General features: G+C 35.5%; 17 protein-coding genes and 1 pseudogene. 4 read left to right on the plus strand and 14 right to left on the minus strand.

The features are described from left to right. Positions 1-225 precede the first annotated feature (225 nt). Positions 226-825: a DedA family protein gene (locus ACRPLQ_RS11055; RefSeq protein WP_014460120.1), complete on the plus strand. Its 600-nt coding sequence runs from the start codon at positions 226-228 to the stop codon at positions 823-825. Between the two features lie 41 nt (positions 826-866). On the opposite strand, the gene ACRPLQ_RS11060 is transcribed toward ACRPLQ_RS11055, so the two are convergent. The 3 genes from ACRPLQ_RS11060 to ACRPLQ_RS11070 form a co-directional block, all read right to left on the minus strand. After that, positions 867-2,174, minus strand: coding sequence for a CitMHS family transporter (locus ACRPLQ_RS11060; protein WP_034266108.1), 1,308 nt, complete (start codon positions 2,172-2,174; stop codon positions 867-869). 198 nt (positions 2,175-2,372) lie between these two features. Next, entirely contained in the window at positions 2,373-3,080 is a 708-nt protein-coding gene (locus ACRPLQ_RS11065; RefSeq protein ID WP_098999322.1) for a response regulator, read from the minus strand. Next, complete coding sequence (locus ACRPLQ_RS11070) at positions 3,077-4,690, minus strand: ATP-binding protein (protein WP_432235970.1); 1,614 nt, start codon at positions 4,688-4,690, stop codon at positions 3,077-3,079. Before ACRPLQ_RS11070 ends, ACRPLQ_RS11065 begins: the two co-directional genes overlap by 4 nt. A 206-nt stretch (positions 4,691-4,896) precedes the next feature. Here ACRPLQ_RS11070 and ACRPLQ_RS11075 point away from each other — a divergent pair, with 206 nt between their 5' ends. From ACRPLQ_RS11075 to ACRPLQ_RS11085, 3 genes are all read left to right on the plus strand, one after another. Beyond that, entirely contained in the window at positions 4,897-5,667 is a 771-nt protein-coding gene (locus ACRPLQ_RS11075; protein ID WP_328171576.1) for an SDR family NAD(P)-dependent oxidoreductase, read from the plus strand. 175 nt (positions 5,668-5,842) lie between these two features. After that, positions 5,843-5,983: a small, acid-soluble spore protein L gene (gene sspL, locus ACRPLQ_RS11080; RefSeq protein ID WP_013057030.1), complete on the plus strand. Its 141-nt coding sequence runs from the start codon at positions 5,843-5,845 to the stop codon at positions 5,981-5,983. Between the two features lie 299 nt (positions 5,984-6,282). Further along, a complete protein-coding gene (locus ACRPLQ_RS11085) occupies positions 6,283-6,954 on the plus strand; it encodes an NAD(P)H-dependent oxidoreductase (protein WP_047750986.1) in 672 nt (223 codons plus the stop codon). A gap of 29 nt (positions 6,955-6,983) precedes the next feature. Here the strand turns inward: ACRPLQ_RS11085 and ACRPLQ_RS11090 are convergent, their stop codons facing one another. From ACRPLQ_RS11090 to ACRPLQ_RS11140, 11 genes and pseudogenes are all read right to left on the minus strand, one after another. Then, the gene (locus ACRPLQ_RS11090; RefSeq protein WP_028413366.1) at positions 6,984-7,271 is read right to left on the minus strand and encodes a hypothetical protein; all 288 of its coding nucleotides are present in this window, start codon (positions 7,269-7,271) and stop codon (positions 6,984-6,986) included. Between the two features lie 115 nt (positions 7,272-7,386). Then, positions 7,387-7,605 (minus strand): spore germination protein, encoded by a 219-nt coding sequence (locus ACRPLQ_RS11095; RefSeq protein WP_033578963.1) that lies wholly within the window; start codon positions 7,603-7,605, stop codon positions 7,387-7,389. 164 nt (positions 7,606-7,769) lie between these two features. Continuing rightward, positions 7,770-8,438 (minus strand): fructose-6-phosphate aldolase, encoded by a 669-nt coding sequence (fsa, locus tag ACRPLQ_RS11100; RefSeq protein WP_028413368.1) that lies wholly within the window; start codon positions 8,436-8,438, stop codon positions 7,770-7,772. Between the two features lie 276 nt (positions 8,439-8,714). Beyond that, entirely contained in the window at positions 8,715-9,455 is a 741-nt protein-coding gene (locus ACRPLQ_RS11105; protein ID WP_047750988.1) for a metallophosphoesterase family protein, read from the minus strand. Between the two features lie 307 nt (positions 9,456-9,762). Next, positions 9,763-11,361: pseudogene (locus ACRPLQ_RS11110) on the minus strand (M4 family metallopeptidase); the annotation flags it as partial. A 606-nt stretch (positions 11,362-11,967) separates the two neighbouring features. Next, positions 11,968-12,099 carry a YjcZ family sporulation protein gene (locus tag ACRPLQ_RS11115; RefSeq protein ID WP_033578960.1) on the minus strand — a complete coding sequence of 44 codons (132 nt, stop codon included), beginning with the start codon at positions 12,097-12,099 and terminating at the stop codon, positions 11,968-11,970. A 260-nt stretch (positions 12,100-12,359) separates the two neighbouring features. Further along, the gene (locus ACRPLQ_RS11120; protein WP_013083131.1) at positions 12,360-12,572 is read right to left on the minus strand and encodes a hypothetical protein; all 213 of its coding nucleotides are present in this window, start codon (positions 12,570-12,572) and stop codon (positions 12,360-12,362) included. Between the two features lie 89 nt (positions 12,573-12,661). Next, the gene (locus ACRPLQ_RS11125) at positions 12,662-14,749 is read right to left on the minus strand and encodes a PAS domain S-box protein (protein WP_028413372.1); all 2,088 of its coding nucleotides are present in this window, start codon (positions 14,747-14,749) and stop codon (positions 12,662-12,664) included. A gap of 136 nt (positions 14,750-14,885) precedes the next feature. Next, positions 14,886-15,152, minus strand: a complete 267-nt coding sequence (locus ACRPLQ_RS11130; protein ID WP_028413373.1) for a hypothetical protein — start codon at positions 15,150-15,152, stop codon at positions 14,886-14,888. A 61-nt stretch (positions 15,153-15,213) separates the two neighbouring features. Continuing rightward, positions 15,214-16,110: a GH25 family lysozyme gene (locus ACRPLQ_RS11135; protein ID WP_047750989.1), complete on the minus strand. Its 897-nt coding sequence runs from the start codon at positions 16,108-16,110 to the stop codon at positions 15,214-15,216. A gap of 46 nt (positions 16,111-16,156) precedes the next feature. Beyond that, positions 16,157-16,375 (minus strand): hypothetical protein, encoded by a 219-nt coding sequence (locus ACRPLQ_RS11140; protein ID WP_108674720.1) that lies wholly within the window; start codon positions 16,373-16,375, stop codon positions 16,157-16,159. Positions 16,376-16,383 lie beyond the last annotated feature (8 nt).

The following is a 16,383-nucleotide window of genomic DNA, read 5'->3' on the forward strand; positions in this document are numbered from 1 at the left end:
AATAAAAGTCGTAGTTTATTTAAAAATTCACACTCAATTATTTTTTTCCTATAATTTCACTTTGAGTAGAAGCTATAAAATATACTTCCTTCTTTTTTCCTTGTACAAGCTAAGTTTTTTTCTGTTATATCCCGCGCTCTTCCTTTATTTTCTTTTCTCTTATAAGTTTTTCCGAACATATAGATGGGTATTTGAATGTTATGACACAGAAAAAGAGGCGATCTTATGCTACACTTCATAACAGACTTACTGAAACAATTTGGAATTTGGGGACTTTTAAGCGGACTGGCCATTGAGGCTTCCTCCCTGCCGTTTCCTGGTTCTCTTCTCACCCTTACCTACGGATACTTATTAAACATGCACATAGTGAAATTATTATTAATCGCTCTTGCAGGAAGCGCCGTTTATACAGCTTTTAGCTTTATACCGTATGGGATAGGCTATAAATTAGAAGATAAGGTAAAGAAAAAATTATCAAAAAAGAAAAAAGCATTTGAGAAATCGCAAAAATGGTTTAAAAAATGCGGATTATGGAGTATTGCGATTGCTCGTCCTTTAGGGCTCGGCAACTACATTTCTTACCTTTCAGGGCTATCTAAAGTAAAACCTATGCCGTTTGCTCTGCTCACATTTCTTGGTATCTTTCCTTTGAATATTGCCATGCTTTGGCTAGGACAAATCGGAAACTTTAAGTCCATTCAGTCTTTTATCTCAGATGCACAAACTTATATTCTAATTGCAGCGGTAGTGGCTGTATGCGGATTTTTAATTTATAAGTTCTATTTTAAAAAGAGCAGCTGCAGCGAACAGTCTAGTTCAACTTAAGATTAAGAATATAAAAAAAGACCCCTCGGGGTCTTTTTTTATTAAATAGAAATAACACCTAAGATTAATGCAGCTAGTGTCATCACCGCCGTAGTTCCTAGCGCCCACTTAATTAAAAATCGTTGCAAATCACTAAATTCAATTCCTACCATTCCAATTAATAAGTGAGCTGCTGCTACCAAGGGACTTATCACGTGAACAGGTTGTCCTAAGATAGCAGCTCTTCCAATTTCAGCTGCGCTAATGCCATAACTTTCGGCAGCTTGAGCAATAATCGGCAATACGCCAAAATAAAAAGCATTATTAGACATAAAAAATGTAAAAGGAGCACTTAAAAATGCTACTACAACTGGCAAAAAAGGGCCCATTGCATCTGGAATTATTCCTACAAGTGTATTTGCCATAGCATCAATCATCTTTGTTCCAGACATAATTCCTGTAAAAATACCTGCTGCAATAACAATTGAAACGACGGCTACCGCATTATTTGCATGAGATGAAATTCGCTGCTGTTGATCTTTGATGTTTGGATAATTTATTAGTAATGCAATAGCGAATGCTACCATGAACAAAAGCATCAGCGACATGAAGTCCATAATTAAGCACACCATAAGACTAACGGTAAGCAGAAAATTAAACCATACTAACTTAGGACGTCGATAGTCTGAATATTGCACTGTTCCCTCTACTTCATGTGCGTGTGCAATTTCATTTGCAGAATGTTTAATATTGATAACTCCTAATCTTTTTCTTTCCCTTCTTCCAAGTACAACAGAAACAAACAGCACCCATAGAAGCCCAAAACCCATTACAGGTATCAAAGGCAAAAACAACTGAGATGAATCCAAATTTAATGAACTCATAGCCATAGCAGAAGCACCTCCCCACGGAGTCATATTCATAACTCCCATAGATAGCATCGCTACTCCTGCAAGGATAAGTGGATTCATTTCTAAGCGTTTATATAGCGGAAGCAAAGAAGAAACCGTTATCATATATGTAGTAGTTCCATCCCCATCTAAAGCAACCATCATTGAAAGCACAGCAGTTCCTACAACGATTTTTAGAGGATCTCCTTTTACAACCTTTAAAATGAATGAAACAAGAGGGTCAAACAATCCTGAATCAATCATCAACCCAAAATATAAAATAGCAAATAAAATCATAATAGCTGTAGGCGCAATGTCTTTTACACCCTCGAGCATCATAGGTCCCATTCCACTAGCAAAACCGCCTATTAGACCAAATATGATGGGGATAATGATAAGAGCAACCATTGGGGTAAGTCGTTTTGACATAATTAAATACATGAAGACTGCAACCATTAAAAATCCTAATAAAGAAAGCACAGATATTTTTCCTCCTTTTTTGATAACGTTTTCATTTTTATTTGCTACACGTTACTAAAAAGGTATCACTTGTTGAAGCTGGTTCATAGATAACCAACATAAGTTTAATATCTTTTATAAAAGTAATTTTTTTCATTTTTTTCATGCATCATTTCTACATAAAAACGAGATAGCGGATAAAAACCCACTATCTCGTTTTTATGTAAGATTAGTTACTCGATATTTCCGTTCGGGCCTCCCTACACTTCCATACACTATTTCAACCTGCATTTCCTTACACGATACTAAATACTCTAAATACCTTCTCATTGTTGAATAACTGATACCGACTAATTGAGCAAACTCATCTACATTCAAGCTTTCCTGAACTTTGCAAACTTTATCTCTTACCAAACGAAGAGTATGTTTATCAATACCTTTAGGAAATGCTGTTACTGCAGCCGCTGATTGATTGCGGCGACTATGATGTGTTCTAAATAAATGGTCTATTTTGTCTTGATTAATCATTTTATTTTCAGTTAATTCTATTCTCGTAGACTGATAATGTTTTAAAGTAGATAAAAATTTATCAATAATTACAGGTTTCACCAAATAACCAAACGCTCCGCCTCTTATTGCTTCTCCTACTGTTTCAACATCATTGGCTGCCGTTATTAAAATAATGTCGATTCCTCGATACTTCTTTCTAATTTCCCATAGCAGTTCTACTCCATTGATATCTGGCAAAAAGACATCTAATAAAATTAATTGCGGTGTAAATATTGTCAGTAATTCTAAAGCCTGTTCTCCAGATCCTGCTGTCGCAACAACAGTGAAATGCTCTAGTTTCTTAGTAAATTGTTCATAAATTTGTGCAGCTGTAGAATCATCTTCTATAATCATGACATTAATTTGATTTTCAGTCATATCGATTCTTCCTTTTCATTATTTAATAGCTTTGGGATAACTAATGTGAATCTTGCTCCCTGTAACATACTTTTGCTTATGTATAGTTCACCTTTAAGCAACTCTACAGATCTTTTAACAATGGTCAATCCAATCCCGTGATTTTCACCTTTTTTCGTTGTGTAACCATCTATAAAAATCATATTTTCTACTTCTTTTGATATCCCTTGTCCATTGTCTTCAACTTCAAAAATCAGGTCGTTTCCTACATCTGTAAAAGATACTAGCACGTTCCCTTTATGTTCTCGCACAGCCTCGAGCGCATTATCAATTAAATTCCCCAAGATGGAAACAACGTTTTTTGCCTCTTCGATATCTAAAGTACTTGTTAAGTTACTATCTTGATCAATTTCTAAAGTGACGTCTAATTCTTTCGAACGATTGATTTTCCCAAGTAAGCAGGCAGCAATCAAAGGATCCTTCACAGAAGACATTAAAAAAGAAAGAATATCTTGGCGTTCCTTTACCTCTGATGAAATCATTTGCATGACATGCTCATATTTCTTTAACCTTAATAACCCGTAAATCACGTTCAGCTTATTTAAAAATTCGTGATTTTGAGCGCGTAAATTATCAGAGAACATTTTAATTTTAGAAATCTCTTCAGTCAATTCTTCAATTTGTGATAAAGTTCTTATGGTAAGAACGATACCTTGCACTTCTTTTTTTCTTACAATAGGAGATAAATCTAAAATATACTGCTGACCATCTAGTAGAAGGGATTGGTTAGAATACACGCATTGCTCTTCTATTGCTTGATCAATTAGCTGTCCTAAACGGGTGTTCTTTATCTCTCCTCCTATTGCTAAATGAAGGTTATCAAAGAGCTCTCTAGCCCTTCTATTCATCGACGTTACATATTTTTCGACATTTACAGTAACAGTAGCATCTCGAATAGATTCAAGGGTAGCCTCTTTTTCTTTAAAAAGAAAGGAAATTTCCTCTGGTTCCAGTCCAAATATTAGTCTTTTTACCCGCCTTGCAATAAAGAAAGCCCCAAATGCTCCAATAAGAAAAGGAATACAGGACAATTTAATAATTTTTATTCTATAATCATTAATCTGTTTTTCTATATTGCTTACAAGAAACCCTACCGAAGAAACACCTATAACGTTTCCTTGGCTATCCCATATGGGGGTTTTGGCTTTAATTGCAAATCCTGAAATTCCTTTTCCTTTATAAATAATGGATTGATGCTTCTTTAAAGAAGCTTCATTGCTTGTTTTGGTATGTTTTCCAATGTAACTACTATTGGGATGAGAATAGCGTATTCCTTTATCATTGGCGATGGTGACATAATCTGCCCCTGTGGTTTTTCTTATTTTTTCAGCAACAGGTTGGATGTGCTCAGAAGGATTTTTCTGCTTAAAAGCTTTTACAATCATTTTATCTTCAGAAGCTAATTTTGCTACTGTCATAGCTTGATTACCTACATATTTTTCGACAATTTCATCTACCATTGCAGAAAATAAGATGCATACAAGGACGGTACTAACAAGAATAACTACAGTGATGAGTAATGTAATTTGGGCAAGTATGCTAAGTCTTCTATTCACGTAAAGAGAACGCATACATTCCTCCTTTTAAGGAATTAATAATGAAATAAAATACCGTCTTTTGTTTTAAGTTTAGCATAAAAAAAAGGAAGTTTAGCACCAAACTTCAAATGTTTATAATCAGACTGATAAAGGGAAAAATAAATCGAATAAACGCTTGACTTAAAGTATACTTTAACAATTATAATCAATTCGAAAACATCGCAAATGGAGGAATTAACATGAAATATACAGTAATCACTGGCGCAAGTTCGGGAATTGGATATGAAACAGCTTTAGCTTTCGCAGCGCGCGGAAAAAACCTTATATTAGCTGCACGTAGAGAGGACAAGCTGGATGAGTTAAAAGAAAAGATTGAAAAACTGAACCAAGATGTAAATGTTATTATCCAGTCGGTTGATTTATCCGTGGCAGAAAATGCTCACACGTTTTATGAGTCGCTTAAAGAATATGAGTTAGAAACATGGATTAACAATGCTGGATTTGGAAACTTTGCTTCTGTCGGTGAACAAAAATTAACTAAAATTGAAACAATGCTTCACTTAAATATCGAAGCCTTAACCATTCTTTCTTCTCTATTTGTAAGAGATTATGAAAATGTTGAAGGTACACAGCTTATTAATGTCTCTTCTGGAGGCGGCTACACCATTGTTGCTGATGCAGTCACTTATTGCGCAACAAAATTCTATGTAAGTGCATTTACAGAAGGTCTTTCTCAAGAATTGAAAGGAAGAGGATCAAAAATGCAGGCTAAAGTTCTAGCTCCAGCGGCTACTGAAACAGAATTTGCACAGCGTTCGATGGATATGAGTGATTTTGAATACGAAGGACGAGTACATAAGTTTCATACGTCAAAAGAAATGGCTGCTTTTATGCTGGACCTTTATGATAGCAATAAAACGGTAGGACTTGTAGATGGCATGACTTACGAATTTCAATTAAAAGATCCTATCTATCCATATGCAGACAGAGCGACAAGTTCAGATTCTTAAACAGAAAAGCACCCTTTTAGGGGTGTTTTTTTATGGACTCTTGAATGGGTATCTTGTTTATGTGATGAAAATGCTTAAAGATAGTCGTGTTCAAACTCGACTTATACTTGCACTCTTTATTTCCTGATTTTTGTTTCACTTTTTTGCACATACTAACCGAACGGAGGTGACGAAAATGGGTACAAAAAAATCTGCTAACCGAGGTCAAGTAGCTCCTGGTGTTAACCCTCAAGGGCACGGAAAAGATGTTGAATTTTCAACAGAACCGAAAAGTGAACTTGAAAACAAAGCGAAAAAATCAAATACAAAAATTTAACTAAAAAGGAGAAGGTTCCTCTTCTCCTTTCTCCCCCTCTTAACTGCTTTCCTACATACACTCCCCAGATCGTTTACTTCTTTCTGCTTCTTATAAAACTGTATCAATAGTATAAAAAAGTATACTATACAACAAAAATGTGCGTACTTGTTAGGATGAATTATATGATTTATGATAAATCTGCAAACGGATTTTACGACAAATTGTATGTTAACTGACTGTTAGTTGTAAGCTATACAGGGTATAGATTACTCTGAACAGTTCATCATTAAATATTTTTACAGAAAGGTTGTTTACACATGAACAATACAGATAAGAAACAAGAAATTTTAGACGCATTTAACTTTCGTCATGCTACAAAAGAGTTTGATCCAGCGAAGAAAATTTCCGATGAAGATTTCCAATTCATTTTAGAAACGGGGCGCTTATCTCCAAGCTCAGTAGGTTACGAGCCGTGGAAATTTTTAGTCGTTGAAAATGAAGATTTAAAAGAAAAATTAAAAGCTGTTTCTTGGGGAGCACAAGGCCAAATTCCTACAGCAAGTCATTTTGTTATTATTCTTTCTCGTACAGACGCAAGATATGACTCTGAATATGTGTTAAATCTTCAGAAAAACGTAAAAGAAATGCCGGAGGATGTATTAGAGACATTAATGCCTCGTTACAAAGATTTCCAAGAAAATGATTTTCACTTGTTCGAAAGCAAGCGAGCGCTATTTGATTGGGCCAGCAAACAATCTTATATTGCACTAGCTAATATGATGACATCAGCTGCTCAAATTGGCATTGATTCTTGCCCAATTGAAGGGTTTAACTATGACCAAGTACATGAAATTCTAAAAGAAGAAGGATTACTAGAAGACGGCAAGTTTGATGTTTCTGTTATGGTTGCGTTCGGCTACCGTATTCACGAACCTAAACGCGAAAAAACAAGAAGAAGTATGGATCAAGTTGTACAGTGGATCAAATAATAAACCAAAAAAAGAAGAGGTGACGTTGCTCACCTCTTCTTTTTTATATCTTTATATGCTGCTATAAAATCACCAGGATCGGTGTGTATGGTATAAGCGAACATTCCTTGATTTGTATGTAAGTATAAAAAGCCGCTTTCTTTTGAAACGCATTTGTAAGAGATGTCAAATACGCTGTTAATGTGAAAGGACTCATTCTCTGTTTCAATATTATCCGTATATAAGCACATGTCTTTTGAATGCTGAATCGTCACTTTTTTTGTTCGTTTTATTTTTCTTTCAACGTATGTATAAGGAATCATAGAAATAATGCTCATAGCACAGCTCCCCTTCTTTATGAATATTTTCCTTTTGGAGCATAAAATATCTCGTTAACAAAACTCTATCACTTACCAAAAAACAATTCCAGAAATACTCTTTCTGGAATTGTTTTTAAGATTGTTGCTCTTTATTTTCTTCATCTTTGCAAAAGTCGATATTACTGTTTGTCATAGAGGCAATAGCAGGAGAGCTATTTCCAAACGAAAAACAAGCTCCTACCGATTTTGTATTGGCCGTGTGACTATTTTGTACAACACAGCCTACGCTTACATTTGAATTGTCTTTTAACCCGTTAGTCACGATATTCTCAATGTTAATAATACATCCCATTTTACCACCTCTTTCGTTTCTATTAACGTATGTCATCTCTGTATATATGTATAGGATGTTCGCCTATTAATGATAAGTTGTTTGCTGCAAAATAGAAAAAAAGAATCTTCGTATACCCTTTAAATAGAGAAGACACTCAAATGATGTCTTCTCCTTAAGTGAATTTAACTTTTCACAGCTTTTTCCCAGTCTGATGCAAACTTTTCAATTCCTTGTTCTGTTAACGGGTGTTTTACTAATTGTTCAATTACAGCATACGGAATGGTCGCAATATGAGCCCCAGCAAGAGCTACTCGTGTGACGTGATCTGGGTGTCTGACTGACGCTGCTATAATTTGTGAGTCAATATGTTGAATTCGAAATAGCTCGGCAATTCGAGATACCAGATACACACCGTCTTCTGAAATATCATCTAAGCGTCCTAAAAATGGCGATACGTATGTCGCACCAGCACGGGCTGCTAGAAGCGCTTGATTCACTGTAAAAATTAACGTTACGTTTGTTTTCACGCCTTTTTTAGCTAGATAACGGGTTGCTTCCAATCCAGCAATGGTCATAGGAAGTTTAATTGTTATATTTTTGTCTCCTCCGTTAATTTTTATAAGCTTTTCTGCTTGCGCAATCATGTCTTCTGCTGTTACTGTGTCGGGGGTGACTTCTGCTGAAACGGATTCTACTTCCGGGACGGTTTTTAAAATTTCTTCGATGCGATCTTCAAACTTTACGCCTTCTTTAGCTACTAGCGAAGGGTTTGTGGTAACACCTGATAATACCCCGATTTTATATGCTTTTTTAATATCTTCCAGGTTAGCTGTATCAATAAAAAATTTCATCATGTATTCCTCCACTCGTTATGTTAAAAACAGCTTTTCAGGGGCATTTTTGCATAACTTTATGTTCAAATGGAATTGCCCTCTTCATATTGTCTTCATAAAATAAAATTTATTTCCTTTCAAATGCTGTATGTTTTTCTCCAAGTTTTTCCTTCTTTAAACTCATCTGAATAACTTCTATTTGTATGTATCATACTAATGATGTTGAAAAACCTCTCATCTACTCAACTAAAAAACCTCCAGCATTTATGCTGAAGGTTAAGATACATTCTACTCTTAATTTTTTAGTCCTCTATAGCGAGCTGTTTTTAATTCTTGAACGTAGGGTTCAAAGTCCGGCATCTCTACAGCTCTCGCCAATTCGATTGCTTTTTCAATATCGTATGGAATACGCACAAATTGAATAGAAAATGCTGAAGGACTTTCGTCTTGATCCTTTCCTTCTAAGATAAGATAGGAAGCTTGTGGTAAATCAAGCGGGTTTCCTACACTTCCTACATTACACAGCGTTTTCCCTTTAATATGTTGAATAAATGCATTATGTACATCTCCGTAACAGATGACATCCGGTTCTCTTGATCCTTTTATATTTTCCGTATATTCCGTATTAGCAAATAGACTAAGGCGCTTTTCAAGTGAATCCCAGGGTTGAATTCGGTCATAAAGACTTCTAGGTGAAGCATGAAACATTCTAATTAATTTCCCGCTCATCATAAACTCAACAGAAAAAGGAAGTTCCTTTAAGTATGCTTCTTGGTTTGAACTTAACTTCTCTTGATGCCATTTTAACGCTTCAAATTCCGCAGGCTTTGTAATGAAGTCATCCCAGTTCCCCATTACTGTTACTTCGCACTTTTCTTTTATGATATCAATTGCTTTACTTGAATCCGGTCCTTTTCCTACTAAATCACCTAGACAAATGATGCGATGGATATCTCGTTGTTGTATGTCAGCTAAAACTGCTTCTAATGCAGGGAGATTTCCGTGGATATCTGAAATAACAGCAATTTTGTCCATTGATTCCTCCACTCCTTTTTCATATGTATGTATTCAAGCCTTTTCTTTATTATAACATTTTATGATAAGACCGTTTACTAAAACGGGTCCTCTTCATTTAACAAACAACGGCATAATTCGAATGGATATAAAAGGGAGGAATAAGAAGTGGATTTTTATGGATTGGGAAGAAATCTATCTTCCTTATTTATTAACATAAAATAAAGGAGTACTGTAATATATTTATACGAGTACTCCTTTATTGGTAGTTAGGTAGTATAGAGAGTCGCCAGATACCTCATTTATCTTGCGACTTTTGGTTTATAGCTTATTGAACACCAACTGCGTCAAATGACTTACCTACTGAAATTACTTCTTGAGAGCCTGAACCGTATAGATCAGCAGCAGCTTGTACTAAACCTGCACGCGCTTGGCTGAACGTTGTAGACTGAGTGAAGTATAGCGTATTGGCACGGTAATAAATTTTTCCTAGCTTATCTCCGCCGATGCCTGTTACAGTAACTCCGTAATGAGTTCCTCCGTTAGCTAGCAAGTAGGCAGCTTTGTTGATAATACCGCTATTTGTATGAACCCCGCCGTTGTCACTAGAACCTGTATAGCGCTTTGAATAATGATCCGGATCTCCGTATTTCGCTGGGTTGCTCATTGAACGAAGTGCATCGCCGCTTGTTCCAGGCGTATAAATATCCTCTCCAATTTCCCAATCTGGATTTCGGTTGTCATAGTATTCTACCAACGTTCCGAAAATATCGGAAATCGCTTCGTTTAATGCACCTGATTCATATTGATAGATTAAATTAGAACTTCTTTCTGTCACCGCGTGCGTCAATTCATGTCCGATAACATCTAATCCTCCTGATAGCGGAACAAAAGTAGTTCCATCTCCATCTCCATATACCATTTGAGAGCCATTCCAAAACGCATTGTTGTAGCCGCTGCTATAATGAACAGTCGATTTTAGCGGAGCTCCTGCATTGTCATAGGAGTTGCGGTTAAATTTGTTTTTATAATAATCATATGTCACGCCTGCATAATAGTGAGCATCTACTGCAGCTGCATCGCGAGTTGCATTGTACGTATTATCGGTATCGGCCCATAGCGTACCCGGAAGAGATGTACGATTTTTTGCATCGTACGTATAGATTGTAGCGCCTCTTGTATTATCTTGTAAGTAGTAAGTAGAACTAGATAACGTTGTCTTTAAGGATTTAGTATCTCCAAGAACTCCTTTACCTGAGCCAATAGCATTTGTGCCTGTTACAGGTTTCGCTGCCGGCTTTGCCGCTTGCTTCACGTCGGCTTTTGGACCAGCTACGGAATCAATTGTATTGTACTTATCTAGTACTTTACCGCTAGTAGCATCAACAAAGTAATAATAGTTGCCTGGCTCAGGATTTAAGAAATTTAAATTTACTACATAAGCATATGTAGTGTCTGAACCATTTTGATAAATATACAGTTCAGATGAAGGAGATTTTTCATACGTCGGCTTAAAGCCTAAGTCTTTTTCAGCTACTTGAATCGCCTTTTTGCTATCAAGTTGCTTTTGGCCTTTTAGCTTTTCCTTTTTATCTAAATCAGGAGCTACTGTACCTGATACAACTTTTAAGGTTCCATCTTTCGCTACGTGTGCTAATTGAGTAGATCCCCAAACGGGAATATTATTATATACTTGCTGCAAGCGTACCACGGTTGCTTGTTCAATAGGATCTTTCACCACTTCTGTCACTTTAAATGAGTTTTGAGCATTTTCGTTTCCTAATTTATATTTGTCTTTATTTGTATTCATATAGTGAAATACGACGTCTTGAGCCTTCTGCGATGACGGGCCCGAGAGCTTTCCGGAAATAAACTCAGGAGATTTAATTTCTTTGTTATACTTTTCAGTTGAAAGTACATTGTTTGGCGCAGCACTGCTCGTATGTGCAAAAGCAAATGATGAAGAAAGAATACCAACTGATAATAATACCTTTAAAGCCTGTTTTTTCTTTTTCATAGTTTTTTTCTCCCTATCCCTAGTAAATTTAATTACCTCAATTTTTCTGTTAATTGCGATAATTAGCAACATTATAGCAACTAAAGATTACTACGTCTATATATTATTTCAATATTCCTATTATTATGAAAACTAAAAATAGGTCCTCTGCAATAAGTCTTTTTTACCTATTTAAACTATATGAAAATCATTTATGTTGATTTTCATACAAGTAAAATAATTCTTCTAGCCAGCTGATAAAAACTAGTAGGATAGGTAGCGTTATTCGTTCTTACTGTCAGTTCTATGAAGCATTTTACAAAAATTACTTATAAGGAAAATTATAAATTTCAGACCATTTTTTCGGCTTAGATATACTCTTTCTCTTCATTTTTTTATTTTTTTAATCTATTAATTAAATTTTTTATATGTTTTTTATGTACGTGCACAACATTATTTTATTATAGTACTGTACTTCTTATGAACGTAAAAAAGCACGAATCTACTAAAATCTTTGTAAATCCGTGCTTTTTCTGTTTATTTCAAGCATACACAACCAACGATAACTAATAAAACAAATAGTACAACGATTAATGCAAAACCGCCACCGTAACTACCGTAGCCGCCGTAGCCATAACCACCGCCGTAACCCCAGTTGTAAAATCCCATTTCACTTCACCTCCGTAGCCTGTTTACTCTATAGCATATGTACAGGCTAGAAAAAATGCTCGCCCATTTATCGCCCTTTTATAACAATAAAAAAGAAATTGAGACATAACGAAATCACTCCAATCAATAGCTAGAAGCAACTAAATAGATGAAACCTACGTTCACCCTACCAATGAAAAAATCCGAACGATTCATCGTTCGGATTTCCCTTCAACTAAACTGCTTTTGTCACAGCCTCTTTTAAGATAACAAATATTAACTTATTTACTTTTAGAAGCTTGTTCTTTAAAGCGAAGTATGTAATACGGAACAATACAAATAACCGCCAAAACGAGAGCCGTTAAACTGACTATGCGGGGATTATTAAGCCCGAAAGAATAGTCTCCAAAAGATGCTCCAATTGCAATAATAGCAAAAATAATATACAGAATACGAAATATGTTAATCCACTTTTTCTGTTTAATCGTAACCACTCCTTTGCTTATTTTACTCCAACATAGAATATTATAACTTTACTAAACAACTTGTTGCAAAATTTCTTCTGCCTTTAACTGATTACCTTTTATTTTAACGGTAAACAAATTTCCACATTCGTCCCTTTGTTTACTTCACTTTCAATACTAAGAGTTCCTTTATGCTGCTGGATAATATTAAAGCAGATCATTAACCCTAACCCAATACCGTCTTCTTTAATACTGTAAAATGGTTCACCTAAATGTTTAATGCGATCTTTTGAAATTCCTACACCTTCATCAATAATCTGAATATGAAGGTGATTGTTGTCTTTTTGTCTCAGCTCAACTTTAATTTCGCCTCCGGAAGGCATTGCTTCAATCGCATTTTTAAGAATATTTATAAACACCTGTTTCATTTGATTGCTTTCACAATATACAAGAGGCAATTCTCCATATGAGTGAAGTTCAATAAAAATGTTTTTCATGGTTGCTTGAGGCTGCAGCAATAAAATCACTTGTTGAATTAACAGCTGCAAATCAATCGACTGAAATGTTACAGCCTGTGGTTTTGCCACAGACATGAATTCATCTGTAATCATTTCAATACGCTCAATTTCAGAGGATATAATGTTCATATAGGTTAACTCTTCTTTACTCGCTTTTTCAGTTAATAGCTGCATAAACCCTTTGATGGCCGTTAAAGGATTTCTAATTTCATGAGCAATAGCTGTAGCAAGCTGACCGACCGCTGCTAATTTCTCAGATTTCTGCAACAGCTCTTCTGTTTCTAGGTATTCTGTCCTGTCTCTTGAAACAATAAGAAGCACTTTTTTGTTTTCTATATTGAACAATTTCCCACTATATTCTAGTTTTTTTACTTCTCCAGACTTAAATGTAAACTGTGATTGCAGCGTGAAAGAAAGATTTCCTTGGCGAATTTCTTCAACCGTTTTTCGAACAATGTCAGAATCTCTAGGTATAATATCTTGGCATGGCATGGATAAAAGCTCTTCTCTCGTATATCCAAAGCGCTTACATCCAGCTTCATTTACTTCGATAAAACGAGAAGGAAAATGATTAGAACCTATTTCAAGTAAATAAATTGCGTCGTTTGCATATTCAAATAACGTTCGATATTTCAACTCACTTTCCTTAAGCTTACGATGCAGCAAGTCAAGCTCTTTTCTCGCTTTTTTAGCCTCAGATATATCCACACATACTCCAGACAAACCTATTAACTCATCTTTCCCATTAAAAATTGGCGAAATAGTGATGCGAAGATCTACTAAACTTCCGTCTTTACGAGCTCTTACAACTTCTACTCGATTGATTGCCTCTTTTTCAGCAACCGTCTTTTTTATATTCTCATGTACGTCCTCACTAAAAGCCCCTGCTATTTCGTAATATGTTTTCCCAACTACTTCGTGGGCTTTCCAGCCATATACTTTTTCGTAGGCTTCATTAACTCGCAAGATCCGCCCTTCTAAATCAGTTATGATCACCGCATCCATGTGATGATTAATAAAAGACTCCAGCTGTTCTTTCGTATATTCCAGTTCTTTTTTCATTATTCTGACAAAAAAAGAATCTTCTTCATCCTTACATGAATCTGATCCAGCATAAGCAGCTTCTTCTGCTACAGCGTAAAATTTACGATAAAATTCTATCGTCGCTACAGCTACTCCCAGTCCGAGAATTCCGAACACTAAATATTCTATTTCGCTATAAAACGGCGACTGAATAGGTGTATTCCAAAAGTAATTCGTCAGTAAGACATGAACGATAAAATGAATAAAAAAACAAAGAAGAGATTGTTTTAATAAAGAAAACTGCTTTCTATATCGAATAAGAGGAAGGGAAAATAAAAAGGTAAAGATTAAAATTAAGATAGTCAGTAACCAATGACTTTCTAAATAGATACTGCACACAGCCATAGTGATACCTGCAACTGCACCGGCTCTATAACCAAAGTATAGAACGGTCAAAATAAGAGGAAGAAAACGTAAATCATATGTAATCTGTTGATACGTAACGCTATATATCATAAGAATAGCAGAAACAATACTTGCATAAATACCACTCATCCATTTGTATTTATGGGCTAGACGCTGCAGCAAAAATATTCGTATCGCAATCATAATACTGACAAAAAACGAAAAAATACATAAGTTAACAAATAATCCGCTACTAATCACTCCTTCTATTCCTCCTTTACTTGTAAATATGCGTGAAATAATTCCCTTATATAGAGAGTGTAACATGAATAAGCGCTGCTATTTATAAAATTGATAAAAAAAACTAGTCTCGCCCGAGGCAAGACTAGTTTTTTTATTATCTATGCTGATCTTGATACATAGGTCCTTCTGAAATCATATTGCTTTCAGAAACGTACGTAGGATCTGAATGCGCATCTTTATTTAGGCTAGCATTTACCTGCTGTTTTTTAGATAAACTTGAAAGTTTTACTTTGGCACTTCGAACAAGTCCTTTTACTTTTCGGCGTTTCGCAGCATCGCTTAATAGATAAGACGTAATGCCGACTCCTACCGTTGATAGCGTAATACCTGATATCAATGCTTTTTGTTTTCGTTTTCTCATAATAACTCCTTCCTTGTACCTTTTTGAATCTTACAATAACTTTTCCCTCTCAGGTACTCTCTCAAACCCGATTATTCAGATTATTCACTTCTTTAATAAGACGCTGCAGCGTGTCCGCTCCTGCTATTCCATCTGAAAAAAGGCCATACTGATTCTGGAATTTTTTCACTGCAGCGATTAATTCATCTCCATAGAAACCGTCTGCTCCAAACTTCGGAAGAGAAAAACCTAGCGTAAGTAAGTTTTGCTGAATTTGTTTGACTCCTAACCCTCTATCACCTTTGGAATAGACAAATGGTCCTTTTGTATTATTCGTCATAGAGAGATTTGTTGTGACTTCTTTAAAAAATGAGCAGTCCATTTCATTTATATCCACATTTGTAGAAATTCCTTTTACTCTGCCAGAATCCGTATACTGAAACATTGCCCACCGCTGCCATTGACTTAGCTCACCAGGGTGCTGCATACCGCCTTGTCTGTTGTTTGCACTATATCTTGCTACCCACAAAGGATACTTACTTATTTCAGTTGTAAAAAAAGTTTTAGCAAAATGATAATTAGTATATACGATAGGCTTAATCCCTGTTGTTTTGTGAACATGCTCGAGCCAGCTTACGGCAAAGCGAGAAACAAATTCTTTGGATTTTTTCTTATCTTCTTCTAGATCCAAACACGGCGGAAGGTCTAGTTTCATTTGTCCAAGCTGAGCAATAAAAAAAGCAGCTTCTTTCTCCGGGCTATTTGTACAGTGAGCATAATGATAAAATCCTACTCTCAAGCCCGCATTTTTAGCACCTATATAATTTTCATAAGATCTAGGGTCTACAAAAGTTCCGCCTTCTGTTAACTTTATATACACCCCTTTCACTGAGGTGTTTTTTATTTCTTTCCAATTAATGATTCCTTGATGATGAGAAACATCGAGAATAATAGGATTATTTGAATGTCGACTTTGCATAGTTTTCACCTCTTTTGCTAGCTTCCTTATGTATACGACGAATATTTTAAAACCCCTGTTTTTCCGGATCTTGATATTCTTTTATAACGATGTGTAAAACGTTGCTCATTTGAATAGCTAAATAAGCTTCGTGTTTTTTGTCATAATAACGATACCATCCTTGCGTATGAATAATAGATTCCTCAAGCTCTTTTACATTTTCTGATTCAACCAATGTACTGATTGATTTTTCATTTCCAAAATAAAACTTCACTTCGTACGTCACTTGAATCC

The organism is Priestia sp. TRN 1309 (genome assembly GCF_050846875.1).
GTDB lineage: Bacteria > Bacillota > Bacilli > Bacillales > Bacillaceae_H > Priestia > Priestia zanthoxyli.